Here is a 26,723-nt window from a genome sequence, read left to right on the forward strand (position 1 = left end):
ATACATTGCATTCTTCAATAGGTTTATTTTCGAATAAAATCTATAACTTTGTTTCTGCTAAAAATATTTATAGGAGTGATTAAAGATATAGATCCCATTATCTCAGATGCTAATTTAAGCTTTCAGGAATTTAAAAAAGAAGTGCTTAATGATTATAGATTGTGCATTATAAGCCGTTATTGCAGTTTATTGGCAAGAAAGGAGGTTCTTTCCGGAAAAGCTAAATTTGCCATTTTAGGGGACGGAAAAGAGCTTCCGCAAATAGCTATGGCTAAAGTTTTCAGAAATGGAGACTTCCGTTCCGGGTATTATCGCGATCAAACTATAGCATTTGCGATAGGTGAGATTACTATTGAAAATTATTTTGCACAAATATATGCAGATACCGATGATGTAAGAGAACCACAATCTGGCGGGAGAATGATGAATTGTCATTATGCTTCTCATCTGATTGATGAAGAAGGCAATTGGAAAGTCCTTACTGATCAAAAAAATAATGCTGCAGATTTATCACCTACAGCCGCCCAAATTCCGCGTCTATTCGGACTAGCTTATGCTTCTAAAATTTATAGAAATTGTCCCGGGCTTGAAAATAAAATTCAATTTTCCAATCAGGGTAATGAAATAGCTTTCGGAACTATTGGAGATGCCAGTACTTCCGAAGGGCATTTTTGGGAAGCTTTAAATGCTGCTTGCGCATTGCAAATTCCTATGGTACTTTCTATATGGGACGATGGTTACGGTATTTCTGTTGAATCATCTAAGCAAAGAGCAAAGGACGATTTTTCCGAGCTTTTACAGGGATTTAAACGTACTCATGAAGAAAATTCCCGAGGGTGTGAAATCATTACGGCTCATGGATGGGATTATCCAGAACTGATCGAAGCCTATGCACGTGCCGAAAAAATAGCAAGGGAAAAGCATATCCCCGTTATCATACATGTGAGTGAGCTTACTCAACCTCAAGGACATTCCAGTTCCGGCTCCCACGAAAGATATAAATCTGCCGAACGATTAGAATGGGAAAAAGAATACGATTGTATTAAAAAATTCAGAGAATGGATTATTAATTATGAAGCTTATGATCAATCTACCAATCTAAAAATACATGTTGCTACCGAGGAAGAATTGTTGACTTTAGAAAAAGAAATTAAACAATTGGTTAAGGAGCATCAAAAAAATGAATGGAATAAATTCCGTACAGACATGGATGCCCTTAGCAATCATACCCTTTCTTTAATTTCATCGTTAGCAGATGAAAGCGTTAAAAAAGCTTTTATAAATCTGGAAAAAGAAAATTTTCTCAATCTATCACTTCCTTATAAAAAAGATATTTTCCATTTGATAAGGAAGGTTCTACGAATAGTCAGGGAAGAACGCACACAGGCAAAAACTAATCTGCAAAACTGGCTCAACCAACTAGCTGAGAATGAAAGCCATAATTATAATTCCAAATTATATACAGATACTAAGTTCTCTGCTTTACAGGTTCCCTACATTCCCCCTACGTATGATGAAAATGCTGAACAAGTAGATGGAAGAATTGTGATAAGAAATAATTTTGATAAACTTTTCGAAAAATACCCTGAAATCATTGCCTTTGGTGAAGATGTAGGAAAGATAGGTGATGTTAATCAAGGATTTGAAGGATTACAAGAGAAGTACGGTTACTACAGGGTATCCGATACCGGAATTCGCGAAAGTACCATAATAGGCCAAGGGTTGGGAATGGCTATGAGAGGTTTGCGCCCCATCGCCGAAATTCAATATCTGGATTATATACTTTATTGTCTACAAACTATGAGTGATGATTTGGCTTCTTTAAGCTACCGTACAAAAGGAAAACAAAAAGCCCCTCTGATTATCCGTACTCGAGGTCACAGGCTGGAAGGCATTTGGCATTCCGGATCTCCTATGGGAGGAATCATTAACTATATAAGAGGTATATATGTTTTGGTCCCTAGAAATTTCGTTCAGGCTGCAGGATTCTATAATACCATGATACAAGCAGAAGAACCTTGCCTACTTATCGAATGTTTGAACGGTTATCGATTGAAAGAAACCATCCCTTCTAATTTAGGTGAATTTACCACTCCAGTCGGGAAGATTGAAATAACCCGTGAAGGTAAAGATATTACTGTGGTAACTTATGGCGCTACCTGGAAAATCGTTTCTGAAGCTGCCAATGAATTACAGACTCTAGGTATAGATATAGAGATCATTGATATTCAATCATTAATACCATTCGACTTAAGCCATGAAATTGTTGAGAGTTTAAAAAAAACCAACCGTTTGGTTATTGCTGACGAAGATGTTTCCGGAGGAGCCAGTTCGTATATATTGCAAAAAATAATTGAAGAACAAAATGGTTTTCAATATTTAGACTCTGCGCCGAAAACTATAACGGCTAAGGATCATCGACCTGCCTACGGTTCTGATGGAGATTATTTTTCTAAACCTTCAGTTGATGATGTGATTGAAAAGATATATGATATTATGCACGAAGTAAATCCATCCGAATTCCCGAAAATAAGCTAAAATATACATGTATCTAAAAATTCTTAGATTATTTAATTTTAAAAACTTTTCTGAAAAAAATTTTACCTTTTCTGAAAAAATAAATTGTTTTGTGGGAAATAATGGTGTAGGAAAAACCAATGTTTTAGATGCAATTCATTATCTTTCATTAACCAAAAGCTATTTAAACTATTCGGATCAAAACAATATACGTTTTCATGAAAGCTTTTTTTCGGTGGAAGGAAACTTTTGGAATGATACTACTGAGGATACAATAAGAATCGTAGTTCAAACCGGACAAAAAAAAGTTATAAAAAGAAATTTTAAGGCTTACGAAAAAATTTCTGACCATATTGGTAAATATCCTTGCGTAATGATTTCTCCCTATGATCGTAATTTGATTAGCGAAGGAAGTGAGTTTAGACGGAAATTTATGGATGCAATGATCAGTCAAATTAATTCTGATTATCTCCATCTGATTCTTAGATACCAGAAGGCTTTGGCACAAAGAAATGCCTTATTAAAATTATTTTCAGCCAACCATTATTTTGATGCTATTAGCTTAGAAATGTATGATTCCGAATTGATAGAAAACGGAACTAAAATACATCATATACGAAAAGAATTTATCGCCTCTTATGTACCTAAATTCTCTAACTTTTATTCCGCACTTTCACAAGGTGAAGAAGAAGTAACAATTCAATATATATCGGATTTAGAAGATAAAGAGCCGAGCAGCCTATTAAAAGAAAATTTGGAAAAGGACCGAGCAGCAGCTTATACAACCCGAGGAATCCACAAAGATGATCTGATTTTTAAATTATTTCAATATCCCATCAAAAAATTTGGTTCACAAGGTCAGCAAAAATCTTTTTTAGTTGCTTTAAAATTGGCACAACTTCAAACTATTAAAGAATATTCATCTAAAAGTCCGATTTTATTGATGGATGATATTTTTGATAAATTGGATGACCATAGAGTTGCTCAATTAGTAAAATTAGCTCATGAAGAACAATTTGGACAAATTTTTCTTTCAGATACCCATAATGACAGAACTGAAAAAATAGTCCAACAAATCAGCTCTGATTATCTAATTTTTAAACTTTAGTTTTACGCTTTATACTATTGACTAAAATTCATACTATTCTTTTTTTGACGTAATTTTGCCTATAAATCTATAATTTGTATGAGTATAAGAAGAAAAGAGCAAACCAGCAATTCTGCCATTAAAAAACTTATTAAAACATTAGGAATGGAAGAAAAGCTTCTTACTTTTAAAATAGAAGAAAAATGGCGAGAAATGATGGGCAATCCTATAGCCAATCATACCCAAAGAATATTTATTGATAACGAAACCTTATACATTCAGCTGGATTCTTCTGCTTTACGTCATGAATTAAATTACAGCCAAAATAAAATTCTTGCTGAAATTACAAAAGATAGTACACAAACATGCTTTACTAAAATTAAGTTTATATAATATTTGTTCAATTATTTTTAAACATCATATTGTTACATTAGCCCACTCTTCTTATTTTTTTAATATTGAAGAAGTAAAATAATCTAAAGTTATAAAATTAAACATCTTGCGTTTATTTATAAATTATTTTATAAATTACATAAAAATCACTTAAAGCTTTCGCTTATTCTTCCGGAATATAAAAACAAAATTGGAACTTAATTTACAAGTATTAATACTTTCTTAACTTAACTTATTAAGATAATTAGTTAAATTAGCCGATAATATTTATTACCGTATTTATATATTCCCATCATTGGGATAGGAAACCATGGGGCAAGTATAAAAAATCAGTTTTTATTCTGTACGTATGCTTTCCTTTTAAATAATTAATTTTAAATAAATTTTAATGAAAAAAGGTATTACTTTTCTGATTTCTATTTTAATCATTGGTTATACTAGGGCTCAAGATTATTCCAATTATCATCCTTCTGCCACCAGGATTAATGATTTAGTTCATACTAAGCTAAAAGTAGGATTTGATATTCCCAACGAAAAGCTTCTAGGCGAAGCGTGGATTACTTTAAAGCCACATTTCTACCCTACCGATTCTTTAACATTAGATGCAAAAGGTATGGAAATTTCCACCCTTAACTTAAATGGAAATAAAGCATTAAAGTATACGTATAATGATGATAAGTTGAAGATAAAATTAGATAAAAGTTATCAAAGAAATGAAACCTATACGATCTATATTAAATATATAGCAATTCCCGGTTCTATTAAGCAAAAAGGGAGCGAAGCCATTCATGATGCTAAAGGACTTTATTTTATAAACCCCAGAGGAGAAAATAAAGACAAGCCTACACAAATTTGGACTCAAGGTGAGACCGAATCCAACAGTTGTTGGTTTCCGACTATTGATAAACCTAATCAGAAATCTTCAGAAGAAATTTACATTACAATTCCGGACAAATATGTAACCTTATCTAACGGTATTTTAAAAAATCAGACCAAAAATTCTGATGGTACTCGTACAGATTATTGGAAATTCGATAAAAAACATGCTCCGTATTTATTTTTCATGGGTATAGGAGAATTTTCTATTGTAAAAGATAAATGGAGAAATATTCCTGTAGAATATTATGTGGATAAGGAATATGAACCGTATGCTAAGCAAATTTTTGGAGATACCCCATCTATGATTGAATATTTTTCTACCATTTTACAATATCCTTATCCGTGGGAAAAATATAGTCAAATGGTGGGAAAAGATTATGTAAGTGGAGCCATGGAAAATACCACTTGTACCCTTCATGATGAAAATGCATTACAAAAACCCGGTCAACTTATCGATAAAAACAGTTGGGAACCGGTTATTGCTCATGAGTTATTCCATCATTGGTTTGGAGATCTTGCTACTACGGAAAGCTGGTCCAACCTTCCGGTAAATGAATCATTTGCCAATTATTCGGAATATTTATGGTTGGAACATAAATATGGGAAAGATTATGCGGAAGAACATAGGGATAACGAAAGGGAAGGCTATATGTATGGTGGTGAAAATTTCGCCAAGGATCTAATACGCTTTAAATACAAAGATCGAGAAGATATGTTGGATGCCGTAAGCTATAATAAAGGAGGATTGATTCTTCATATGTTGCGCAATTACCTGGGCGATGATGCATTTTTTTCCGGTATGAGCCTATATCTGAAAACCAACGAATATAAGGCAACTGAAGCCCATCATCTTCGTTTGGCTTGGGAAGAAGTAAGCGGTAAGGATCTTAATTGGTTTTTCAATCAATGGTTTTTTGGAAATGGACATCCGAAATTAAAATCAGCTTATACATATAATGAATCTAAAAAAACCGTTACGGTTACGCTTACTCAAAATCAAGAACCCAAATTTCAATTTCCTTTAGATATTGACATATATGAAAATGGAAAACCAACCCGACATCATGTTTGGGTAAAAGCATCAGAAACTAATTCTTTTGAGCTTCCTTTTAAATATAAACCCCAATTGGTAAATATAAATCCAGATAAGGTTCTACTTTGCGAACTCAATGACGATAAAACCATTGAACAATATAATATTCAATATAAATATGCTGCTGAATACAGTTCAAGAAAAGAGGCTATAAGTAAATTAGCTGATGCTCAAACTTCTCATGCAGAAGCGTTGGAAACTCTATTAAAAGCGGCTTCTTCTGATAAATTTGATGGACTGCGAACCTTTGCCATTTCAAAATTAGATGAAACGAATCCTACAGTTAAGCAAAAATCTGCTTCAATATTGGAAAAGATTGCTACTTCAGATAGTAAAACATTAGTTCAGGCTGAAGCTATTAAACAATTAGCAAAAATTGATGCCACTAAGTATAAGGACTTATTTATAAAATCTTTTAATAGTCCTTCCTATAGTGTGAAAGCGGCCACTATACTTGGTGTTTTAAAGGTGGATAAAAATGCTGCTTCAGAGCTGGTTACTAAAATTACTGATAAAAATCCGGGAAATGATTTATCTATTGCTATGGCTAAAACTGCAATTGTAAATAAAGATATTTCCCAGCTTGCTCTTATTTCAAAAAATTTCTTAAACTTGTTACTTAGTGCTGAATCTCAAGAAGAAGCAGATACCTATTTTGGAAGCCTACAGACTATTATGATGGGAGACTATCCTAACGAAACTCAAAATATTGTTGATTCTATATTAAAAATCTATCCTCAAGCTAAAAAATACAGCTTTGGAGGAGTGATGTTGCAAATAATGCAAGGGTCTTTACAAATGAAACAACAAGCTTCGAATGCATCACCTCTTAATCAAAGTCTTGCTGATCAAGTGAAATATATTTCAGATGGATTGAATAAAATGAAATAATCGGTAATTTAAAATTTGTAAAAAAGAGTAAGGATTTCATCCTTACTCTTTTTTTTTATATATTTAAAAATCATTTAATATCCTTAACATGACAATTATTGCAGCTATAGACGAAAATAACGCAATAGGAAATGATAACCAATTACTTTGGCATCTTCCCCTAGATTTAAAAAGATTTAAATCTCTAACACAAAATCATGTTGTTGTTATGGGCAGAAAAACGTTTGACTCGTTAGGTTGTCCTCTTCCCAATCGTCTTAATATAGTTATATCTTCGAACGCAGATTATAAGGTTCCGGAAAATGTTTTGCTTTTTAATTCCTTATCAGAAGCCTTGGAATCTGCGCTTAGTAAAGATTCCAATCCTTACATTATTGGAGGAGGAACTATCTATAGACAAGCGTTTGAATATGCAGATACTTTAGAAATTACATTAGTACACACAAGGATAGAAATGACAGATACTTATTTTCCTAAAATTGACTTTTCTAAATGGAATAAAATTTTTGAAGAATTTCATCCTAAAAACAATAAACACCTTTATGACTTCCGCTTTATAACTTACCAAAAAAAAATATAAATTATTTACTCTTAGTAACGATCCAACCTTTATCTTTTTTATAACTTAAATTAAAAGTTTTAACTATAAAATCAGTATGAGGATTTTTATCATAGCCTACTATGAAAAAGTCGTTAGTTACCTTTTTAAGTGTCAAAACAGCCTTAGCTGTTTTCTTACCGGTTAATTCAATCCTGGCTTGTTCTTTATCTCCTAATTTATATTCCACGGATTTTAATTCAACAGTTTCTTTTTTTTGCTTAAGAACATAAGGGCGGGCTTTTTCCGTAAGCTTAACTTTATAAGTAAAAACACTATCTATACTTAAGAATTTCTTTTTTTGTTTGATCAACATTAGATTTAAATATCCTTTTTCTTCTAAATTTTTATATGCTTTTAGATCATTTTTATCTTTCTTAAGACTAAATTTTACTTCTCCAATGGTTATATTTACTGTTTCATATATAGGATTGGATTTCAGATAGGCTTCTATTGAATTTAGAGCGACATCTTCCGTTAAAGTTGCTTTATCTCCACAAGCTATAATAGTCATACCTACTATCAAAAGAAAAACAGTTTTCCATAAAAAATTATCTAAAATACTATTCTTGGTATTCATAACGATTTTATTAATAAAATAATTAATTAATCAAAAATCATACATTTTCCAGTCAGCTTATGTCAATGATGAAATTTTTGTCCAAAGATATTGTAAATAGCCCCCGATAATATACCAAGCCAAAAGACAACACCTGCAATAATCGTCCAAACGCAAATAATACGAGTAATAAACGAGCAACGTCTTGCTTTGGCATACATTTTTTGTTCCCAATATTGATTAACTCGTAAAGAATAAAATAAAGCAAATATTCCTACAGGGGCAAAGCAAGCCACTGTACAAATTATAGCAAATGCCAGATAATTATCCGGAACTTTATCTTTTAAAATTTGTTCATTTTCCTGATCTATGATTTCCTTGCTCATGGCCTGTTTATTTCGGCATATGAATGTTTATGTAGTAAAACTTTATATATTTCAATAAAAGCTCGAAAGTTTATGTGTAAACTTATACTATTTCCTACCCTCTATTTGTCTCATTACCTCTAAGGCCACTCGTAAGGCTTCCCTTCCCTGCATCAAAGTGACTTTTATCGGTTTCTTGTTTTCGATGGAGTCAGCTAAGGATTCTAATTCATCTAAAATAGAATTATTACTCTCAATTTCAGGATATTGAAATATGATTTGTTTTTTTTCACCTTCAGCGTTTTCAATAATCATATCAAAAGGCTGAATTTTTTCCGGAACTTCCTTGATTCTGATAATTTCAGATTTTTTTTCCATAAAATCTATGGAAATATATGCATCTTTCTGAAAAAATCTGCTTTTTCTCATATTTTTCATAGAAATTCTACTGGTTGTAAGGTTGGCTACACAACCATTTTCAAATTCAATCCTGGCGCTGGCAATATCGGGGGTATTGCTGACGACAGCAACTCCACTGGCATGTATTTCTTTTACTTTTGATTCAACAATGGATAATACAATATCTAAGTCGTGGATCATTAGATCCAAAACTACCGGAACATCCGTCCCCCTGGGATTGAACTCTGCCAACCGATGTATTTCCAAAAACATGGGATTTACAATAAATGGTTTAGCCGCAGTAAAGGCCGGATTAAACCTTTCCACATGTCCTACTTGTCCCTGTATTTTATGTTCTTGGGCTAATCGTATTATTTCGTCTGCTTCTTTTAAAGTTCCAGCGATAGGCTTTTCAATAAAAAAATGCTTACCTGCCTGTATTGCTTTTTTAGCATACTCAAAATGTGCCAAGGTCGGCGTTACTATATCCAGTAAATCAATCAGCTTTAATAATTCATCAAAGTTTGAAAAAAATTTATATCCAAATTCTTTTTCCAGTTTTTTCCCATTTACTTTGTCACTATCATAAAAACCGATTAAATCATATTTTTCAGACTGCTGTAATAATTTTAAATGTATTTTTCCTAAATGTCCGGCTCCTACCAAACCTGCTTTTAGCATAATATCTTATTATTTGATTAATTATTTCATTTTATTTTATCTAAACTATATATTTATAACTTACTGATTCATATCATTTAATAAAATTATTTAAATTCCCGTTTCAGTAACTTCATATATACATTCTAGAATTTTTTAAAAGTTATTGCTTAACTCCTTGTTTCAATCCTCATTTTTTTTCAGTTTTGTTTTGGGGAGGAGTTTTATAAATATGACCATTACTCCTATCTCTTGTTTTTTTATAAGAATATAATTGTAACTGTATTCTTTATCATATTCAGTTAACAAATGTACTATATTTTAATAATAGAACCGTCTTTAAATTATAAAATAAGGAATATTTATTTTAAAAATAGAAAATGAATTTTTATATAAAAATATAGGGTTAAAACACTTGTTTATGTAAAAATTATATCATAGGGTAGACATTGTCTGAACTAATATTTATCTGGTATTTTAATTTTTTAAAGTGAAACATGTATTAACTTTTATTTGATGAATGTATTGATCATCTTTAATTAATTATATCTTAAAGTATTTAAGGTTTTTGATTATTAACTCTTGTTATTTTATAAAACCCAATTATCATGTAAATTGATAGGACTTAATTCCGAGAAGTTTAGAAAGATCTTATAAATGAGAAAATCATTAACAATCCCAGACAGATTCATTATAGTTTTCAATGCTTTTAATGCAAGTGGAAACCCAAGATAAGACAACGTCTGAACTATAGCTGCTACAATCACTTCCTAATTATTACCCATTTTTAGATTTACATAATAATGATAGACAAGCTGATCTTTCACTCCTAAGGAAACTAATACACAATAGCTAATTAATTTTCGAATGGCCGGATCAAGACTCTTTCGTGTATAAAAATCTCCAAAGTAAACTTTCGTAAAAAATTGAGCTACCTCCTTTCCCATATCCCCCGGCAGAGTAGACATTAATTCTTTATTGTAATTACCATATAAAGAAACTTTAATTTTTGTCCTTTTTCGCATCCATTTTCTTCATTTATACTGCTCTAATTTTCTAAGGGCAATTAAATGTTTTTACAATAAAAATTTCATTGATACTTGCTATCGCGTTTAAGATATGGGGAAAACCTATTATGGAAGAACGCTGATAAATAGCTTCTCTAAATTTTATAGAAGATAGATTACGTTTTAGCACGGCATTCATATGAGATTTCAATTAGTACAATTGCTGTAATGGGTTAAGAACTACACAGGTTATCAATTCTCGTGTATTTATATTTCCGATAGTAAATACTTTGCGAAAAATGAATTTTTAAAGAATTTCCATCATTTCCGGTTCATTGTTTTCTCCATTTAAAAATTAACTTCTAACAGCTTCTTGTAATTTTCTTTATAACATAACTCTTCCATTCATACCATTATTTATTATCTATAAAGCTTAATTGAACTCAATAAAATATTAGACTCAATTATTTAAAAATTCGTATACGAGAAACTGGATATAGTGATGATCTGTATTGAATTGGTTTATAAACTATAGTAATTTTACGCTAAATTTAAGTACATTTTTTTACTAAATCTTATACCGGAAAAAATTTATAAATTATGAGATATTAATCCATTGTTTAATTCAACTTAGTTCTTTGAATAAGATCTTAAATTAAAGTATAATGTTTTATGGGTTGTTCACAGAATGTCCACTTGATGAGTAGCTATTTGGTAGTCTTGATCCGTTACAGGTTCAAGCCATGTAGTTTCATTAGTTTCCGGATTACAGATAATGGCTAGATGCGAAAACCAATCATTTGGAGCCGCTCCATGCCAATGTTTAACATCAGGTGCTATTTCAATAACATCTCCAGGATTCATTCGTATTACTTTTTTTCCTTTTTCCTGATATAACCCAACCCCTCCCACTGCAATTAATATTTGTCCTCCTGAATGCGTATGCCAATTATTTCTACATCCGGGTTCAAAAGTAACGTTGAATAATGGTGCATTTAATTGGTTCAGCTTGGTCAGTGGGGCCAGCCAAGATTTACCGGAAAAATATCTTTGATATTCTTTATTTTCATTTCCAAACGGAAATTCACTAATTTTAGGTACTTCTGAATTATTCATAATATAATAATAGTTATTTTGTGATTATGATCATACTTAAATAATAAATGGAATATTTGACTAATTACTAAGTTATTCAACTTATAGAATTTAAAATTTATTAGGTAGTTTTGATAAATTAGTATTGGGGTATAATAAAAATTTTATGATATAACTATTTATCCGCCAAATGATTTATTAAAAATTAGTTACCAAATGGATTCTAAGCATTGATACTAAATTTTATGAGTTTAAACCTTTTGTCGGATAAATAGTTAAAAATTAGATTTCTATATATTCCAATTCTTATCAATTTAATTTATAGAGATTGCATGGTTGGACGAACAATAACCTCACTAACTGATACGTGTTGTGGAGTATTAATCGCATATACCACTGCTTCTGCAATATCTTCTGAATTCAGACCATAACCTTCTGTGTCCTGCATTTTGCGTTGTTCTTCCAATAATTTTTCATCCTTCATTGTTAGGTAAAGATCTGTTCGTACAGCACCCGGAGAAACCATAGATGATTTTATATTATTTTCCCTCTGTTCTTGACGCAATCCTTCCATAATTGCACGAATTGCAGATTTAGTTGCACAATATACTACTGATCCCGGATATACATAATGTCCTGCCACGGAATCCGTAGTTATGATATGACCGGATTTTTGTTTTACAAAATGAGGAAGAACCGCAGCAATCCCATGTAAAACTCCCATCACATTAACATGCAGCATATCATGCCAATCTTGAAGTTTACAGTCTATAAGATAGGATGAAGGCATGGTTCCGGCATTATTGTAGATAACATCTATTTTCCCAAACTTGCTAATAGCTAAATCTACTACTGCCTTTACTTCCTCGAATTTTGCAACATCCGCTACTTTATATTCAATTTCAGCCCCCGGTAGAGAATCTTTTATTGCTTTTAACTTTTCTTCTCTTCTTGCAGAAATTACTAATTTAGCTCCCTTTTCGGCAATTTTCCTTACGGTAGCTTCACCAATTCCACTAGAAGCCCCCATTACAACTATTACTTTTTCTTTCATAACATTTAAAATTAAGATTTTTTAAGTTTACAATTATCTATAAACAAAGTTAATGCCAGTTCGATAATGGGCTTTTGCTGGGATGATTTAAAATTTTGTTCTGAAGTAAGATTAGATTTCTTTTTTAGGAGAATAATCGTATGCTTGCTTTAACGGCAATATAATAATGAGAAATGTTTTTAAAACCTGCTTCCCAACATACATATTTTACATTTAACTTATTGTATTTAAGAATTATAAAAGCAAATTCAACTCATTTGGATTCAATTATTTTTTAGGTGGAATAGAGCTGATTTTTGCAAAATAATGTTTGAAAGCCACTAAACTTCTGTCGCTATAGTTGATTATTTTATTCATGGAAAGATCTTGCCTATAATTTTCATTAGGAAATCTACAATTTCGATTTTTCAAAATTTTATAAATCGAAGAATACCGTATAAAAATTTTCATTACTATTTAAAAGGATAAACTGCTTTTTATCTTTTAATTTCATAATTTATTTAGAAAGTTGTAATGATTTATCAAAATAAAGATTGGAAGCATGAAATAAACTAACGACATCTGAAAGTAAAGATAATCTAAAATCATTTTCCGAAAGCAGAATAAGTTTGTGTAGGTTTTTATTTTTATTAACCATTTTGTAGTAAAAATCACGCAAGAATTTACGTTTTAAAATCATGGTAATTCCTTCGTATTGTTAGCCTCCAAAATAAAATAAATTATCTTTATATATATGAGGGTTTCTCCATACAAATACACAAATGTACCGGATTCTCATATTTTTACTTTTCCCTCAATAATCAACTTTTCCAAATATATATTAATGTGGTATTGAGAGGAATGCATACAGCTGGTATTATTATTGGCATAGATAATAATAGTTAAGAATGTATCTCGGAATATGTTAATAGTTTTCGACATGTCCTTACTAGCGGCATTTAAATTGGACTAAATAAGAAATTTCTTATAGAGTATCAGTCCCTTATTTTTATTTTTTATATCACTTCTTTCTCATTCTCCATCCCCCATTTAGTTAAATAGAAATATAAAATAATGTATCATTTCTATATACATAATTTTTCTATAAAATATTGATGAACTTTAGTTGACTCAGTTAATTCAGGATGAAAAGAAGTAACTAATCTATTTTTTTCCTGTGCTGCCACTATGTGTCCATTTACAACGGATAATATTTTAACCTTATCTCCTACTTGGGTTATATAAGGAGCTCTGATGAATGTCATGGGAATAATACCAACTCCCTCAAAGTTTTCCTCAATATAAAAACTACCCAACTGTCGGCCATAAGCATTTCTTTTTGCCGTAATATCCATAACTCCAAGATGAACCATACCTTCCTCTACCTTTTTAGCCAATAGAATTAATCCGGCACAGGTGCCGAACACCGGCAATCCTTCTTGTATCTCGTTTCTAATTTTATCAAGCATATTCAAATCTCGCAACAATTTACCTATGGCAGTACTTTCCCCTCCCGGAATAATCAAGCCATTCATAGATTGATTAAAGTCTTTTTTCTGTCTTATTTCAAAAGCTTCAACCCCTAATTCCTGTACTTTCCGGATGTGTTCAATAAATGCTCCTTGTACAGCTAATACCCCTATTTTGATACTCATATATTTCGAAAAAAAAGTCATTTTGAAAGTTTAAATTTCAAAATGACCTGTTGTAGCATTATGATATATTATTTTCCTCTTTCTGCCATTAATAACTCAATTTCTGCCTCATTTATTCCTACCATGGCTTCTCCTAAGTTTTCTGAAATTTCCAGTAAAACATTGGGATCATTAAAATTGGTAACCGCTTTAACAATAGCTTGAGCTCTTTTTACAGGATCTCCAGATTTGAAAATGCCGGACCCCACAAATACCCCTTCAGCTCCTAACTGCATCATCAAAGCAGCATCAGCTGGAGTTGCAATACCTCCGGCAGCAAAATTGACTACCGGAAATTTTCCATTTTCATGTACATATTTTACTAATTCATAAGGTACCTGAAGCTGTTTTGCTTCGTAGAAAAGTTCATCATCCTGCAAACCTTGTATTCTTCTTATGTCTTCATTCATTGCTCGTAAATGTCTCACTGCTTGTATTACATCTCCTGTTCCCGGTTCTCCTTTTGAACGGATCATAGAGGCTCCTTCCTGAATTCTTCGTAAGGCTTCGCTTAAATTCTTGGCTCCACATACAAAAGGAACTTTAAACTTGGTTTTATTTACGTGATACTTATCATCAGCGGGTGTTAGTACCTCACTCTCATCTATATAATCGATTTCCAACGCTTCTAATATTTGTGCTTCTACAAAATGTCCAATTCTGATTTTAGCCATAACCGGTATACTCACTGCCGCTTGTATTCCTTTGATCATTTTAGGATCACTCATTCTGGAAACTCCTCCAACTGCACGTATATCTGCAGGAATCCTTTCCAACGCCATAACTGCTACAGCCCCTGCAGATTCTGCTATTTCTGCTTGTTCCGGCGTTGAAACATCCATAATAACTCCCCCTTTAAGCATTTGTGCTAAATTTTTATTTAATTCGTATCTATTATTTTCCATGCTTAATTTTATCTTATATTATAAGTACAAAAATAATATAATATCCGGTTACACTTCATTAATATTCTTATTTTATTTTCTAACGTATTTTACTTAAAAACGGATCTATTATTTTTTTATTTATCAATCATAAATTTCTAGTGTAAAGATCAGAAACGCTTAAGTAAAAATATCAAGATCTTTGTCAAATGATTAACAACTTAATGATAAAGAAATTATAATATGCAGTATTTTTGCTGTACAAGTAACTAAAAAAATATTAAAATGCATAATTCAGAAGAAAAAGAGTTTATCGCCCAAAATTTTAAGCAAAAAAATTGGAATGAAATAAAAACCAGAGATAGTTGGATGCTTTTTAAAATTATGGCTGAGTTTACAAACGGCTTTGAAACCATGACTAAAATTGGTCCTTGTGTTTCAATATTTGGCTCTGCTCGAACTATTTCTAAAAGCAAATATTACAATTTAACGGAAGAAATTTCATGTAAACTTACTAAAATAGGTTTTGGAATTATTACCGGGGGAGGCCCCGGAATTATGGAGGCTGGAAATAAAGGAGCACAAGCTGCAGGGGGAAAGTCTATTGGCCTTAATATTGAATTACCTTTTGAAACGGGAAGTAATCCGTATGTGGATCATAAATTGAGCATGAATTTCAATTATTTTTTTGTCAGAAAAGTTATGTTTCTCAAATATTCACAGGGTTTTATAGTAATGCCCGGGGGATTGGGAACTATGGATGAGCTGTTTGAAGCTTTAACCTTAATACAAACCAAAAAGACCGGAAAATTCCCAATTGTGCTGGTAGGTACTGACTATTGGAGTGGATTGTTGGAATGGATGCGAAAATCAATGCTCGAGGAAAATTATATCAAAGAGATTGATTTCAGTTTGTTCAGGCTAGTAGATACTGCAGATGAAGCGGTGGGACACATACATGCTTTTTATGATAAATACAGTATTAAACAAAATTTTTAGATCTATTTGGCATTAAATTTGTTTGCGTTTACAGAATGAGTGACCATATAATTCAACGCATAATGAAAAAGCTTATTCTTATTGTTTTATCTTTTCTATGTTTATGTTCCTATACTATTTATTCTTCGGATTTTTTCACTTCTATTACCAAGGTGGAGTATGTATCTAGTAGCAAAACTTTAAAAGTTTCTTCAAAAGTTAATCTTGAGCATATTGAACAAGTCCTTGGAAAAAAAGTTAATTCCAATGATTTTGATTTAGCATTAAATAAATATCTTCAAAACAATGTTAAAATTAGTATTAATGATACTGCGGTAAATTTTACTTTTTCATCTAAAAATCCGGACGGAAATGTTGTTTGGATTTATTATGAGGTGCCGGGGATTAATTCGGTTTCTTCCATTACTATAAGGAATTCGTTATTATTAGATATATATCCCGATCAACAGAATTTTATAAATTTCATCGTCAATGGACAAAAGAAATCTTTAGTCTGTAAAAAGGGTTCTGAATCCGGAAAGATCAATTTTTAATAATTTTGATAAAAAAATAATAGTAATTAATTATATATAATTATAAATTTTAAATAAATTTCTTTTATGAAAAAATTAATGATTTTAGGAATTTTGAGCATGTTTATTTTTTACTCTTGCTCTACTTCAAATTCTGTTGCTCTTGATAGATCTTCTCAAAGAGATGTAAGAGGCACATGGAATCTTGATCGGGTTTCATATTCTGAAAATATGGTAAAAGTTAAAGCCTTTGATGAATATGATGCTCAATGCTTAAAAAATAGTGTATGGTATTTTATAGCTAACAACAATAAAGGCAACTTTACTCTACAGGGTGGTAACACATGCCCTGCATTAACACAAAACTTTACTTGGTACATAGATAAACAAAACATGCTTGTTTTAAAATTGCTTAATGAAGGAGACAGAGCAAGAAAAGTAACTACAGGAACTACTTATTTATATGAAATTCTTTCTGAAAATGAATTCAAATTAAGTCAGGTTATCAGCGGAGTTACTATTACCTACCATTTCAGCAAATTAGCATCCGGTAAATTAAAATAAATAACTTGAAAAATACTATATAATTATAATTATGAAATCAATATTTACGAGATTAACATTAATCTTATTGTCTGTAAGCATTCTTATGTCATGTAACACCAACGACACCCAAAAAGGTGCCGGATTGGGAGCTGTTGCCGGAGGTGTTTTAGGTGCTGTAATCGGAAATAATGTAGGTAATAAAAATAATGCTGCTTTAGGAGCTGTAATAGGTGCTGCTGTGGGTGGAACTGCCGGAGGTTTGATTGGTCACAAAATGGATCAACAAGCACGTCAAATCCAAGAAAGTGTACCTGGGGCTTCTGTAGAACGTGTGGGTGAAGGTATCAAGGTAGTTCTTAATGAAAACGCTATTCGTTTTGATTTTGATAAAGCTACTTTAACCCCTACTGCTCAACAAAATTTAGATAAAATTATATCTATTTTTAAACAATATCCCGATACTAATATTGGTATTTTCGGGTATACTGATGCCAAAGGTGCTGATCAATATAATTTAACCTTATCTGAAAACAGAGCTAAAAGCGTTGCTAATTATTTATCCAAAAATGGTATTAACTCCAGTCGTTTTACCATTAAAGGTTTTGGAAAAGCTGACCCAATTGGTGATAACAGTACTGATGCCGGTAGAGCCTTAAACAGAAGAGTTGAATTTTCTATTACTGCTAACGAAAAAATGATTCGTGATGCAAAAGCAGAATCTAACTAATAAATATATTTTATACTTTATATAATTTTGAATAGAAAGGCAAGCGAAAGTTTGTCTTTTTATTTTTCAAAATATAATAATTCTTCATCCATAAAATATTGAATTATCGCTTTTTTCATAAGCAAGGTTTGTTCATTAGGCTTTAAGTCAGGAAGTTTTTCAATTAATTTATAATGTGGCCATTGATCCTTATCGTATCCATCGAGCTTATAATAACCGAAAGGTTCCAACAATCTACAAACAGCTATATGTATCAGATTCATTTTTTCATCTTTTTTATACTTTTTATATCCTAACCCTAGCTCCTGTAGACCTATTAAAAAAATCATCGTATTTAAATCGGGGATATCCTCCTGTGCAAACTTTTCTTTAAAAAAAATTTCAATTTTACTCCATTGTTGAGCTTCGTTCATAATATTGATTGTTACATGTTCTTATAAATTAATAATAAAATATAAATCATTTTTCAAAATTATAAAAATATCTTATTAGTTATGTTATTTTTAAATCTTTAAAAATATTGTTCTTTTTACATATTTATATTATTATTAAATTAAAAAAGACATTTAGTCCAGATATTCTTACTTATATTATTCTTATAATAAATAAGAATTATATGTTTTTTACTCTGTCAAATATACTTCCGGGAGATTAGTTGTGAATTTTTAATTAAACTGAAATTATCTTATTTTTTTTAATATACAGTTAATATTTATAAAGAATTAAAGTTAATTCCAAACTTATTAAATTATTTAACAATAAAACGAAGTACTCACGACCGGATTCGAACCGGCACATCCGTATGGACACCACCCCCTCAAGATGGCGTGTCTACCAATTCCACCACGTGAGTCTTTAATTTTTTAGATGTGATTATCAATTAAATAACATATAAATATATCAATTATTTACATGAAAACCATTTTACTTTTGTCACTTTTTAGTGTATGTGATAAATATTTTATGCTAGTCATACTACTAAATAGTAAGGCTGAATAATAATACCTCAATACAACTAGCAAATTTAATAAAAATAATAAAATATAAAATTTTCATTGACATTTAATTTCAAACCGGTTTAATCTTCTAAATTTGAAATTACATGCATTATATTGTCATCCTGTTATACCAATTTCGATAGTACATATAGGAAACTACCAATGGAGTCGACATCTGCTAATACAATTTCATTAAATAATTTTAATCTCATCACTACTAAACCATTCGAATTTTATAAGATTATTCCTTAACATTTCAGGATTATTAGTATAAGCGACAATAGCCAAACTTTCTTTTGCTCTACTACATGCAACATAGAATAATCGTCGGGTTCTATCCATACCCGTTTCTTTTCCTTCTTGAATATTTTTTTCATCATTTGTCGATAAAGGAGTGACCTCGAATAATTTATCATAATTAAACAAAAAGCCTCGTGATTCTTCATCATCAATTACCACCATTACTCGTTCGTACTCTAAACCTTTTACTTGCCGTCAAATTCGACTTGTCCATTACTTATCCATTGATTATCTTTCCACTCACCGTCACACATTTGTACCCCAGACCAAACTACTTTTGATTTTTTGATGTCGATAATGACACATTGATAGTTTTCATGTAGCATACTGTCTTTGTCTGATAATTCAACATAGCCTTTGCTAATAGCATCCATTTTAACATAATGTTTATTTTCAGATATTTTAATATCAATGGAGTAAATGCCTGTATAAGTCGTATCTTCATATTCGTCACCATATCCTTCGATTTTAGATATAACCCCATTTTTATTAAGTCTTGGCTTTGAATAGAGTTTGAATTCTTTATTGTAATTTAAGAAGATTAATTCTTCTTGTTCGCTGATTTTTAGTCTGTAAACAGGTTGTTCTGTTTTTGCTGTTGTTTTTACACATGAGATGTTAAACATGAGTAATGTGATATATATTAAATGTTTCATCTTCTACCTTCATTATTCTTCAATTTATCGTTTTTTTATGTGCTGCAATCCATAGTATAAAAATCTAGAATGGTTAAATACCATTTATTATCCGGTTGTGTAAGATAAAATATGAAAATATTTTTTTCATCATTCGGTAATATATCTGGAAAGTTTTCTATATATACAACTTTAACTGTTTTAGGGGCTATTTTATCGGCAATGGATTGATATTCCTCCCAAACAGGATTTTTTTCAAATTGATAGTGTTTTAATTCCCAATGATAATAATCAAGCGCTATTTTTAAAGCCTCAATATTTTTTTCTTTTGGATTGGCATACAGACCTAGTTTAGTAACTTTTTCACTACATGAATTAAATGTAGGATATTGTTCATATCGTATTTTAGGATTGCCAGATATTGAAACCCCTAGCAATTCATCTTCTACCCAAGACGGTATAGTATTTTCAATTATTTTATTATTCGATTTAAATTGTTCAATTCTTCTCATTGTTGGGCTGGTACTCGCATTATATACAATGAAAAGTCCTATATCTTTATGAATATATTGGTTAATTCCTTCAAAATCCTTTTTATTAAAAAAGTTAATAAGTTGATACACCGTTGGTTCAAACTCTTGTTGTGAGATTGTTTGAGTAACTGCTGGTTGATTTTCTATTTTTTGACTGCATGATAGGTTAGCCAATGACCATAGAATTAGTAATAATATTCTCATTTTAAAATTGTTTCTTTTTATCATTACATCAACCTTTTAATATTATTTAAGACTAATTCTTTTTTATTTCTATTGATTTAATATTTATTCAATAGTTTTTACATCATTAATAGCCAGTAAATTATATCTAGCTCCGTTTGAATAAACCTTTAATAAAAATGCGGTATTTCGTGTTCGTATATTTCTTTTCCTACAATATTTTGTAATTATTTCATGGTTAACAACGGTTAAGTAAATATTTACATTATCTTGTTTAAAGTTAAATGCAGTGGGTTCTGTATTATTCTTTTTATATTGATAATAAAGAATAAATTCGAGTTTTTTAGATAAAAAACCATCCATTTTTTCTTCATCATATATATAGTTTCCTTTTCCACAATAATCAGATAATGTTGCTTCAAATTGCACCTTATCCACTTGTATAGAATCTATATTGTTAGGTATAGCATATATATTTGATAATGAGATTTTTTCACCATTTATTAGGGTAAGGGAATTACTAAGAATGAAGTTTACATCTTCTGATTCTATGTTTGTTTGAACTGGGTTAGTGTTAGACACATTTCCTCCGCTGCAATTAACGATAAAGGGAATGAGTAAACAGAGTGCTATTTTTTTCATTTTCTTTTAGATTTTCTTATTTGGGATACCGTATATTTTTTATATCCGGCATCTGATGAAAAATAGGTATTTCTTTTGTCAGCCACACCTTCTAATTTATATTCTTTGCATTTACAATACAACCTATTTTCATTGGAGGCTCCTACGTTTTTATTTCCCATAGCATTATCATGAAATAAAAAATATTTTCCAACTGAATCATTCCCCATTCCCACTATTACCATAAAATGATCGGTGGTTTTATCCGCATTAGGGGAGCCGGGGTGATTATCAACTCCAACCATTACGGGTATTTTATTTTTAATTGAATCTTTTAAATATTGGATCCCTTTTTTAAATTCTTCTTTTTGAACTCCTTTCTTTCTTCCTAGAATGTCTTGTGCTAAGAAAATTTGAAAAATATCAGGATTTATATTTGTTCCTTTACTATCATCCAGCCTTTAGATTTAAGGGTAAAATTAACTCTCTCCATTTCTGCTAAAGCATAAGCAAAACAGTTTTCTTCAATACCTGGTGTTTTCCCACCAATAAAATCTTCCTTATCAATAAATGAACTAATGTTTGCCCAATCTCCACAAACACATATATCAACCTCGAACCATTTACCTTCTTGATTTAGCCAGACATTTTTTTCAGTATCATTGGCATCATTAGAGCCGCAATAAATAACATTTTCTTCATCTGCCAATACGGTAAGGCTAAGTTGTAATTTCTTCTCTGAGTGTTTTTCAATAGCTTCTTTCCATTTTTTTGTCGTTACTTCATCTTTTCCTTTCAGAGCTATTTTATAGAGTGCAAAACGTTGGTCGTTTATCTCGTTTCTTACTTTTGCTTCAAATATTCCTTTTACATCTTCACCGTTATCAGCAAATTCATTACCAATTGATTTATATTGTTGAAAAGGGATATTACCGGATATGATGTTATTTTTGTCTTTAATGGTAACGGTGATTTTTTTTGCAAATAGATTTGCAGTATCTACTACAATATATACTATATCACCTATAGCTGCTGAATTTATTTTTTTGTACTCTTTAGTTTTAGTATCCTGTTGGGCAAAATAGGCATCTAATACCGTTGGATTATCCCCAAAAGGCGGTTTGTTTAATGTAACTGTTTGTCCCGTTTTCGTTATTTGAATTCTTGCTCCGCTCGATTGCCCTGCATGGGTAGTTCCTTCAATAGACCCACCTATATTGCCTGAGTTTGTTGCCCTGCTGGCATGTGAATCATTAGAACACGAAGTAAAAAACAGACAGAAAAATAGCGCCATAATAAAAGCAGCATGGAATTTTCCTTTTCCGTATTTATTATCTAGTTTTTGTTGTAAATGGTGTATGTGAAGAGTTTTTTTATAGTTTTCTCCAAAAGAGAAATGAATAGATAGAGAGGCACTTTTGACGGATTTATCAGGTTGCAGATGATAGATGCCTTCATAGAGCTCTAGCTTGGGAATATCTTGCTTTTTTATTTTTATTTTTCTGAGCTCAGCTAACGCTTGTAAGTCTGATAATTCGTGTTGTTCTTGTAGTTTTCCGGTTATTTTTATTTCTGTGTCAGTTATTGGTTTACTTTTTTCTTGTAGGGTAAAAAGTATGCTTTCCATTAATTTTACATTTTTTACTTCACGAGGTACTGCGGTGTAAGGAGGAAGTAACAGACCAATTGCACTGTATGAGCATAGGGATGACATTATATTTCTTTTATGGGCATAATAGTTTTGATAAGCCTTAAATAGTTTTTGAGCATTACCTCCTAAGTACTTATGGGAAAGGTCGTTGAGTATCCTATCTGCTTTTTTTTGTATTTCAATGACATTGGTAAGGTCGTGCAGAGTGCCTTGTGGTGAGATTATCATTTGCAAATTGGAAGTAATCAGATCTAATTTCTTATGTAGGATTTTATCGGTTTCAGACATACGAGTGCTCCAATATTGGGGTTTAAAAGTTTCCCAACCTACGTTAAAAAACTCTTTCACCGGGTAACGGGTGCAGTATATGAGTGCGGTTTTATCGTTCTTCTCTTCCATGCCATGGATGAGGGTCTGCTCTTCTTGTAAAAAGCGGTAAAATTGTTGTGTTGTTTTGGGTTTATAGGGCGGTGAGGACGTCATTGGATTTTTATTTTTTCATTTTTCAATTATTTATTATTTCGGTATGGTGAAAAGCTCTTTTAACTCAGTCTCATATAAATCATCAAAATTGTAAATCTTCTTTGAAACAACTTTTCCATTCTTATATTGTGTTACGATTTTATAGTCTTTGCCGAATTCATCGGGATGATAATAGGTGGTTTCGATTAAATCGCCTTTTTCATCGTATGTTTTCCATAAACCAACTTGGATTCCTGTACCATTAAAAATTCCTTGACATCCTGATAATTTTAATTTTCCATTTGGAAAATACTCTATTATAGGTTTTTGACATGAAGCACTATCAGTTGATAAAGTTTTATTAAACTCATGTTTATTTTCGTCTGCAAAACTTGTATTACATGAAATCAATACTATTGCAAATAGTAAATATATATTCTTTTTACAATGACTCATAATTAAAATTTTTTTAAGTTTTTTAGCAGTCCGTCCCTTATCTGAACGGATATTTCATCTATTTTTGTAAACAAAAGTTTTGCATCTTTTGGAGAAGTTACGAAACCTAATTCAATTAAAACTTTTCTTTTAGTTTTATTTGATTTACCCAATACTTGCAATCCTCTTATATCCTGTTTAGGGGAATTTTTCTCCACCTCCACAATATCATAACTGCTAAATATATCAACCGCCAACTCCTTACTTAAACGAATGACTTCATCATTTCCAACGTTCGGGTAAATCACATGAGATCCTGAAGCTTTATATCCTGCAACACCGTCCGCATGTATTGATATAAAATAATCAGCTTTATTATCATTAGCTAAATCGATACGTTTTTTTCGTGTATTTTCATCATCATTACCCGATAATGATCGTCTTCTCTTGTTAAAAGTACGGAATAACCCAATTCTTCTAAGAGTTTTTTTAGTTTTATTGAGACATCATATACTAAAAATTTTTCATTTCTATCAGGATCTTCCTTAGTTGAAATAATTAATGATAAATCATCAATAACATATTGAGGAAGATCTTCTACATTTGAAGTGGATGTTTTATTGTCTTTGGATTTATATGTATATATATAACTTACTGCACCTGTACTTCCTTTCTCATAACCATGACCAGCATCGATAATTATTAAAGGTAATTTTGGTTTTACTTCAAATAGATTTTTTTCTTCATTTAAAAAATCATAATACCTTGATCCCTTAACCGCATCGAATTCACCTGCAAAGAAGCTTTTAAATGTTACCCTAATTGCGGTTGTTTCTTTTATTTTTGCCCTTACAAATAAGAAAGTGTTTTTGGTTTTGGTATTTTTTAACTTTTCTTGTAATTCTTGATATTTTTTATCGTCTTTAGGGCGAAGTTCTATTTCCTTTGCATAAGTAATGGAGCCGTCTAGGGTATATTCCATTTCTGTTTTTTCTTCACCATTGACTAAAAAAGGAACCGGATTATTGGAATACAGGTTTTGGGTAGTATCGGTATTTTCAATTTCCCTAAGACTGAGCACTAATTTACCTTTTCGGGGAGTACCGTAACATTTGGCAACCAGATAAATTTTGTCACCCAAAGAGGCTTGATTTAATTTCACATAGACATATTCATCTTTTTTGTTGAGTACAAGTACTTTACGGGCGAAGTACACGTCGGCTACATTTATGATAAAATCATCCTGATGAACCATATCATAGACAATTTGATTGGGGTTTACTGAATAGGAATCGGTTTGAGGTTGTAGCACACTTTTGTCGGATTGATTGGGTTGTGATTGTTTATTGTCCGGCGAGGTTGCTTCTTTTTCCATTTTGGGTTATAAGTTTATTTTTTTGTTTATGTATCTAACTTTTAATATGATTTATTTTTGACGTTGAAACATGTAGGATCATTAATTGAATTTATGATTAAATTAATTTCATTTCCTTTCTTTCTTGACATACTATATTTACAGATTTGAATAGTATTTCCCGATCGGATTTGTTCCATGGATATTAATTCTAATAAGTTGTTTTTATCCTTTTCAATGATGAATTTATCAACCGTTAAATGTCTGGTTTCTTGTATAATTTCTAAGGTATATTTTTTTTACTTACTTTTGTCAAAGTAAATGTTAAATCATTTCTATCACCATAGTTACTAATTACTAATTTATAATTTTCTTTAAATTTTATATTTCCTTATTCTATTTGAATTATAAAATGATCATACGGTTGTTTCGATACTAATTTTTTATGGAGTTCCCCTGCATTATCAAATTGAATATGAAAAATATTATTTTTAATACTATGAGCTTCGCTCTCATCTTGAATCTTTTGTTTACTATAAACATTTTTAACTTGTCCTTGACAAGAAAAAATTAATAAAATTATTAGAATAAAAAAGATTCCTTTATTTTTTTATTAATACACTCATTATATTTCATTATACCTTTTCATATTTCTGTAAACTTCTTCCTTTCTTCAAAACCATTGGAGACTTTTACATTTCCATTAATTGCTCGTGATACCAATAAAATATGTATGATTAATAGATAAATTAAATCAAAAATAATTATATTATACTAAGCGTGTTTAACAATGTCCTATTTTTCAAATTCACCGATTAAAATCCTTCCCCCTCGATTTTCAGGCTCTGGTTTATCATGGAATGATGCATGAAAAATAATAAACTTATCTTTATAAAACCCAATCGGACGAGAGGCAGAAAAAAAGCCTGTAAACTTTTGTTCAAACCAAGTTTGTCCATAATCATACGAATATCGGATCGACGGATATATAGATGATAAAGATTTATAGTCGCATACAAAATTTTTATAGCGGTAAAAGTTAGCATTATTTGAATCAATTGTGTATAACTCTTTTTCCTCTTCATTATAAAAAGTTGCAGACGTTTTTAACAGGTTAGGTTTACCCAAAATAAAAGTGTCATCTTGATATAGTAAGATATCATAGTTATTTTTAAAACTTTTGATGATTTGCTGGTTTTGGGTTTTAGGGTCATAACTGATGATCTGATTTTTTTGTAAAGTTAGAATATTACCCTGCGCAGTTAAATAAAATGGCTGATTGTTTAAATAGTCTGGCAAGGGGTATTCTTCTTCTCGATTCAATAAATTAATCAGTTTTAAATCGCCTCGATTGGAATATATGACATATTTACCATTAAAATTTTCATAATTGATTTTAGCATCAGAAGCATATTCATCTATTTTAACCAATTTTAGACTCTTATGATCTAAAAGATATTGGGAAATTTTTTTACTGTTATCGGGTAATCTACTTTGAGCTTCTACTAATGAATAATCCTGGCTGGTATCAATCCATTTCATCTCTTGTTCGGGTAGCAATAATTCTTGATAACTTTTGCCCCGATCTTTCGATATATGTAGTACCGCTTGAT

At 30.9% G+C, this 26,723-nt stretch carries 28 protein-coding genes and 1 tRNA gene; 9 read left to right on the plus strand and 20 right to left on the minus strand.

The annotated features are described in order from the left end of the window. Positions 1 to 75 precede the first annotated feature (75 nt). The 5 genes from ASC36_RS01970 to ASC36_RS01990 all read left to right on the plus strand — a co-directional run bounded on the left by ASC36_RS01970 (position 76) and on the right by ASC36_RS01990 (position 7,440). Positions 76 to 2,538, plus strand: coding sequence for an alpha-ketoacid dehydrogenase subunit alpha/beta (locus ASC36_RS01970; protein WP_245630718.1), 2,463 nt, complete (start codon positions 76 to 78; stop codon positions 2,536 to 2,538). A 7-nt stretch (positions 2,539 to 2,545) separates the two neighbouring features. Beyond that, a complete protein-coding gene (gene recF / locus ASC36_RS01975; RefSeq protein ID WP_055424809.1) occupies positions 2,546 to 3,625 on the plus strand; it encodes a DNA replication/repair protein RecF in 1,080 nt (359 codons plus the stop codon). Between the two features lie 78 nt (positions 3,626 to 3,703). Continuing rightward, on the plus strand, positions 3,704 to 3,997 hold the full coding sequence (locus tag ASC36_RS01980; protein WP_055424810.1) for a DUF721 domain-containing protein: 294 nt from the start codon (positions 3,704 to 3,706) through the stop codon (positions 3,995 to 3,997). Between the two features lie 388 nt (positions 3,998 to 4,385). Further along, positions 4,386 to 6,860, plus strand: coding sequence for a M1 family metallopeptidase (locus ASC36_RS01985; RefSeq protein ID WP_055424811.1), 2,475 nt, complete (start codon positions 4,386 to 4,388; stop codon positions 6,858 to 6,860). An 88-nt stretch (positions 6,861 to 6,948) separates the two neighbouring features. Next, a complete protein-coding gene (locus tag ASC36_RS01990) occupies positions 6,949 to 7,440 on the plus strand; it encodes a dihydrofolate reductase (protein ID WP_055424812.1) in 492 nt (163 codons plus the stop codon). A 1-nt stretch (position 7,441) separates the two neighbouring features. On the opposite strand, the gene ASC36_RS01995 is transcribed toward ASC36_RS01990, so the two are convergent. The 8 genes from ASC36_RS01995 to pdxS all read right to left on the minus strand — a co-directional run bounded on the left by ASC36_RS01995 (position 7,442) and on the right by pdxS (position 15,175). After that, positions 7,442 to 8,038 carry a hypothetical protein gene (locus ASC36_RS01995; protein ID WP_055424813.1) on the minus strand — a complete coding sequence of 199 codons (597 nt, stop codon included), beginning with the start codon at positions 8,036 to 8,038 and terminating at the stop codon, positions 7,442 to 7,444. Between the two features lie 62 nt (positions 8,039 to 8,100). After that, a complete protein-coding gene (locus ASC36_RS02000) occupies positions 8,101 to 8,403 on the minus strand; it encodes a CD225/dispanin family protein (RefSeq protein WP_055424814.1) in 303 nt (100 codons plus the stop codon). An 87-nt stretch (positions 8,404 to 8,490) separates the two neighbouring features. Then, the gene (locus ASC36_RS02005) at positions 8,491 to 9,462 is read right to left on the minus strand and encodes a Gfo/Idh/MocA family protein (protein ID WP_055424815.1); all 972 of its coding nucleotides are present in this window, start codon (positions 9,460 to 9,462) and stop codon (positions 8,491 to 8,493) included. A 749-nt stretch (positions 9,463 to 10,211) separates the two neighbouring features. Then, positions 10,212 to 10,466 carry a carboxymuconolactone decarboxylase family protein gene (locus ASC36_RS02010; RefSeq protein ID WP_055424816.1) on the minus strand — a complete coding sequence of 85 codons (255 nt, stop codon included), beginning with the start codon at positions 10,464 to 10,466 and terminating at the stop codon, positions 10,212 to 10,214. A gap of 663 nt (positions 10,467 to 11,129) precedes the next feature. After that, positions 11,130 to 11,564 carry a cupin domain-containing protein gene (locus tag ASC36_RS02015; RefSeq protein WP_055424817.1) on the minus strand — a complete coding sequence of 145 codons (435 nt, stop codon included), beginning with the start codon at positions 11,562 to 11,564 and terminating at the stop codon, positions 11,130 to 11,132. Positions 11,565 to 11,862: 298 nt separating this feature from the next. After that, complete coding sequence (locus tag ASC36_RS02020) at positions 11,863 to 12,597, minus strand: SDR family oxidoreductase (RefSeq protein WP_055424818.1); 735 nt, start codon at positions 12,595 to 12,597, stop codon at positions 11,863 to 11,865. Positions 12,598 to 13,661: 1,064 nt separating this feature from the next. After that, complete coding sequence (gene pdxT, locus ASC36_RS02025) at positions 13,662 to 14,231, minus strand: pyridoxal 5'-phosphate synthase glutaminase subunit PdxT (RefSeq protein ID WP_245630719.1); 570 nt, start codon at positions 14,229 to 14,231, stop codon at positions 13,662 to 13,664. Positions 14,232 to 14,299: 68 nt separating this feature from the next. Further along, a complete protein-coding gene (gene pdxS, locus ASC36_RS02030; protein WP_055424819.1) occupies positions 14,300 to 15,175 on the minus strand; it encodes a pyridoxal 5'-phosphate synthase lyase subunit PdxS in 876 nt (291 codons plus the stop codon). Between the two features lie 264 nt (positions 15,176 to 15,439). Between pdxS and ASC36_RS02035 the strand changes: the two genes are divergently transcribed. From ASC36_RS02035 to ASC36_RS02050, 4 genes are all read left to right on the plus strand, one after another. Beyond that, positions 15,440 to 16,153, plus strand: coding sequence for an LOG family protein (locus ASC36_RS02035; RefSeq protein ID WP_055424820.1), 714 nt, complete (start codon positions 15,440 to 15,442; stop codon positions 16,151 to 16,153). Between the two features lie 62 nt (positions 16,154 to 16,215). After that, the gene (locus ASC36_RS02040) at positions 16,216 to 16,686 is read left to right on the plus strand and encodes a DUF6702 family protein (protein WP_141656169.1); all 471 of its coding nucleotides are present in this window, start codon (positions 16,216 to 16,218) and stop codon (positions 16,684 to 16,686) included. Positions 16,687 to 16,752: 66 nt separating this feature from the next. Beyond that, positions 16,753 to 17,229, plus strand: coding sequence for a lipocalin family protein (locus tag ASC36_RS02045; RefSeq protein ID WP_055424822.1), 477 nt, complete (start codon positions 16,753 to 16,755; stop codon positions 17,227 to 17,229). 31 nt (positions 17,230 to 17,260) lie between these two features. Further along, entirely contained in the window at positions 17,261 to 17,938 is a 678-nt protein-coding gene (locus tag ASC36_RS02050; RefSeq protein ID WP_055424823.1) for an OmpA family protein, read from the plus strand. Positions 17,939 to 17,997: 59 nt separating this feature from the next. Here ASC36_RS02050 and ASC36_RS02055 read toward each other — a convergent pair whose 3' ends face one another. From ASC36_RS02055 to ASC36_RS02110, 12 genes are all read right to left on the minus strand, one after another. Next, positions 17,998 to 18,351: a hypothetical protein gene (locus ASC36_RS02055; protein WP_055424824.1), complete on the minus strand. Its 354-nt coding sequence runs from the start codon at positions 18,349 to 18,351 to the stop codon at positions 17,998 to 18,000. A 356-nt stretch (positions 18,352 to 18,707) separates the two neighbouring features. Beyond that, positions 18,708 to 18,791: transfer RNA gene (locus ASC36_RS02060), tRNA-Leu, on the minus strand. Between the two features lie 337 nt (positions 18,792 to 19,128). Further along, positions 19,129 to 19,398, minus strand: coding sequence for a hypothetical protein (locus tag ASC36_RS02065; RefSeq protein ID WP_055424825.1), 270 nt, complete (start codon positions 19,396 to 19,398; stop codon positions 19,129 to 19,131). Between the two features lie 23 nt (positions 19,399 to 19,421). Further along, positions 19,422 to 19,892, minus strand: a complete 471-nt coding sequence (locus ASC36_RS02070; protein ID WP_141656170.1) for a hypothetical protein — start codon at positions 19,890 to 19,892, stop codon at positions 19,422 to 19,424. 35 nt (positions 19,893 to 19,927) lie between these two features. Beyond that, positions 19,928 to 20,608, minus strand: a complete 681-nt coding sequence (locus ASC36_RS02075; protein ID WP_141656171.1) for a hypothetical protein — start codon at positions 20,606 to 20,608, stop codon at positions 19,928 to 19,930. A gap of 84 nt (positions 20,609 to 20,692) precedes the next feature. Further along, on the minus strand, positions 20,693 to 21,229 hold the full coding sequence (locus tag ASC36_RS02080) for a hypothetical protein (protein WP_055424828.1): 537 nt from the start codon (positions 21,227 to 21,229) through the stop codon (positions 20,693 to 20,695). Next, complete coding sequence (locus ASC36_RS02085) at positions 21,226 to 21,513, minus strand: hypothetical protein (RefSeq protein WP_055424829.1); 288 nt, start codon at positions 21,511 to 21,513, stop codon at positions 21,226 to 21,228. Before ASC36_RS02085 ends, ASC36_RS02080 begins: the two co-directional genes overlap by 4 nt. A 125-nt stretch (positions 21,514 to 21,638) precedes the next feature. Continuing rightward, positions 21,639 to 23,342, minus strand: coding sequence for a hypothetical protein (locus ASC36_RS02090; protein WP_141656172.1), 1,704 nt, complete (start codon positions 23,340 to 23,342; stop codon positions 21,639 to 21,641). 33 nt (positions 23,343 to 23,375) lie between these two features. After that, positions 23,376 to 23,777 (minus strand): hypothetical protein, encoded by a 402-nt coding sequence (locus ASC36_RS02095; protein WP_055424831.1) that lies wholly within the window; start codon positions 23,775 to 23,777, stop codon positions 23,376 to 23,378. Positions 23,778 to 23,779: 2 nt separating this feature from the next. Further along, positions 23,780 to 24,229 carry an N-acetylmuramoyl-L-alanine amidase family protein gene (locus tag ASC36_RS10420; RefSeq protein WP_082435377.1) on the minus strand — a complete coding sequence of 150 codons (450 nt, stop codon included), beginning with the start codon at positions 24,227 to 24,229 and terminating at the stop codon, positions 23,780 to 23,782. Then, positions 24,142 to 25,131 (minus strand): N-acetylmuramoyl-L-alanine amidase, encoded by a 990-nt coding sequence (locus tag ASC36_RS02105; protein WP_055424833.1) that lies wholly within the window; start codon positions 25,129 to 25,131, stop codon positions 24,142 to 24,144. Before ASC36_RS02105 ends, ASC36_RS10420 begins: the two co-directional genes overlap by 88 nt. Before the next feature lie 774 nt (positions 25,132 to 25,905). Further along, positions 25,906 to 26,723 (minus strand): hypothetical protein (locus ASC36_RS02110; RefSeq protein WP_055424834.1); only part of this gene is annotated, 818 nt, incomplete at its 5' end.

This window comes from Apibacter mensalis, from assembly GCF_001418685.1.
Taxonomy (GTDB): domain Bacteria; phylum Bacteroidota; class Bacteroidia; order Flavobacteriales; family Weeksellaceae; genus Apibacter; species Apibacter mensalis.

Excerpts from the sequence above, each read along its gene's own strand:
- recF (WP_055424809.1), top strand. The coding sequence starts at position 2,546 with ATGTATCTAAAAATTCTTAGATTATTTAATTTTAAAAACTTTTCTGAA.
- ASC36_RS01985 (WP_055424811.1), top strand. The coding sequence starts at position 4,386 with ATGAAAAAAGGTATTACTTTTCTGATTTCTATTTTAATCATTGGTTAT.
- ASC36_RS01995 (WP_055424813.1), bottom strand. The coding sequence starts at position 8,038 with ATGAATACCAAGAATAGTATTTTAGATAATTTTTTATGGAAAACTGTT.
- ASC36_RS02085 (WP_055424829.1), bottom strand. The coding sequence starts at position 21,513 with ATGGTTGGAGTTGATAATCACCCCGGCTCCCCTAATGCGGATAAAACC.
- ASC36_RS01980 (WP_055424810.1), top strand. The coding sequence starts at position 3,704 with ATGAGTATAAGAAGAAAAGAGCAAACCAGCAATTCTGCCATTAAAAAA.
- ASC36_RS02050 (WP_055424823.1), top strand. The coding sequence starts at position 17,261 with ATGAAATCAATATTTACGAGATTAACATTAATCTTATTGTCTGTAAGC.
- ASC36_RS02015 (WP_055424817.1), bottom strand. The coding sequence starts at position 11,564 with ATGAATAATTCAGAAGTACCTAAAATTAGTGAATTTCCGTTTGGAAAT.
- ASC36_RS01990 (WP_055424812.1), top strand. The coding sequence starts at position 6,949 with ATGACAATTATTGCAGCTATAGACGAAAATAACGCAATAGGAAATGAT.
- ASC36_RS02095 (WP_055424831.1), bottom strand. The coding sequence starts at position 23,777 with ATGAGTCATTGTAAAAAGAATATATATTTACTATTTGCAATAGTATTG.
- pdxT (WP_245630719.1), bottom strand. The coding sequence starts at position 14,231 with ATGAGTATCAAAATAGGGGTATTAGCTGTACAAGGAGCATTTATTGAA.
- ASC36_RS02075 (WP_141656171.1), bottom strand. The coding sequence starts at position 20,608 with ATGAGAATATTATTACTAATTCTATGGTCATTGGCTAACCTATCATGC.
- ASC36_RS02010 (WP_055424816.1), bottom strand. The coding sequence starts at position 10,466 with ATGCGAAAAAGGACAAAAATTAAAGTTTCTTTATATGGTAATTACAAT.
- ASC36_RS02070 (WP_141656170.1), bottom strand. The coding sequence starts at position 19,892 with ATGAAACATTTAATATATATCACATTACTCATGTTTAACATCTCATGT.
- ASC36_RS02000 (WP_055424814.1), bottom strand. The coding sequence starts at position 8,403 with ATGAGCAAGGAAATCATAGATCAGGAAAATGAACAAATTTTAAAAGAT.
- ASC36_RS02065 (WP_055424825.1), bottom strand. The coding sequence starts at position 19,398 with ATGGTGGTAATTGATGATGAAGAATCACGAGGCTTTTTGTTTAATTAT.
- ASC36_RS02055 (WP_055424824.1), bottom strand. The coding sequence starts at position 18,351 with ATGAACGAAGCTCAACAATGGAGTAAAATTGAAATTTTTTTTAAAGAA.
- ASC36_RS02020 (WP_055424818.1), bottom strand. The coding sequence starts at position 12,597 with ATGAAAGAAAAAGTAATAGTTGTAATGGGGGCTTCTAGTGGAATTGGT.
- ASC36_RS02045 (WP_055424822.1), top strand. The coding sequence starts at position 16,753 with ATGAAAAAATTAATGATTTTAGGAATTTTGAGCATGTTTATTTTTTAC.
- ASC36_RS02105 (WP_055424833.1), bottom strand. The coding sequence starts at position 25,131 with ATGGAAAAAGAAGCAACCTCGCCGGACAATAAACAATCACAACCCAAT.
- ASC36_RS02090 (WP_141656172.1), bottom strand. The coding sequence starts at position 23,342 with ATGACGTCCTCACCGCCCTATAAACCCAAAACAACACAACAATTTTAC.
- ASC36_RS02035 (WP_055424820.1), top strand. The coding sequence starts at position 15,440 with ATGCATAATTCAGAAGAAAAAGAGTTTATCGCCCAAAATTTTAAGCAA.
- ASC36_RS02005 (WP_055424815.1), bottom strand. The coding sequence starts at position 9,462 with ATGCTAAAAGCAGGTTTGGTAGGAGCCGGACATTTAGGAAAAATACAT.
- ASC36_RS02040 (WP_141656169.1), top strand. The coding sequence starts at position 16,216 with ATGAAAAAGCTTATTCTTATTGTTTTATCTTTTCTATGTTTATGTTCC.
- ASC36_RS02080 (WP_055424828.1), bottom strand. The coding sequence starts at position 21,229 with ATGAAAAAAATAGCACTCTGTTTACTCATTCCCTTTATCGTTAATTGC.
- pdxS (WP_055424819.1), bottom strand. The coding sequence starts at position 15,175 with ATGGAAAATAATAGATACGAATTAAATAAAAATTTAGCACAAATGCTT.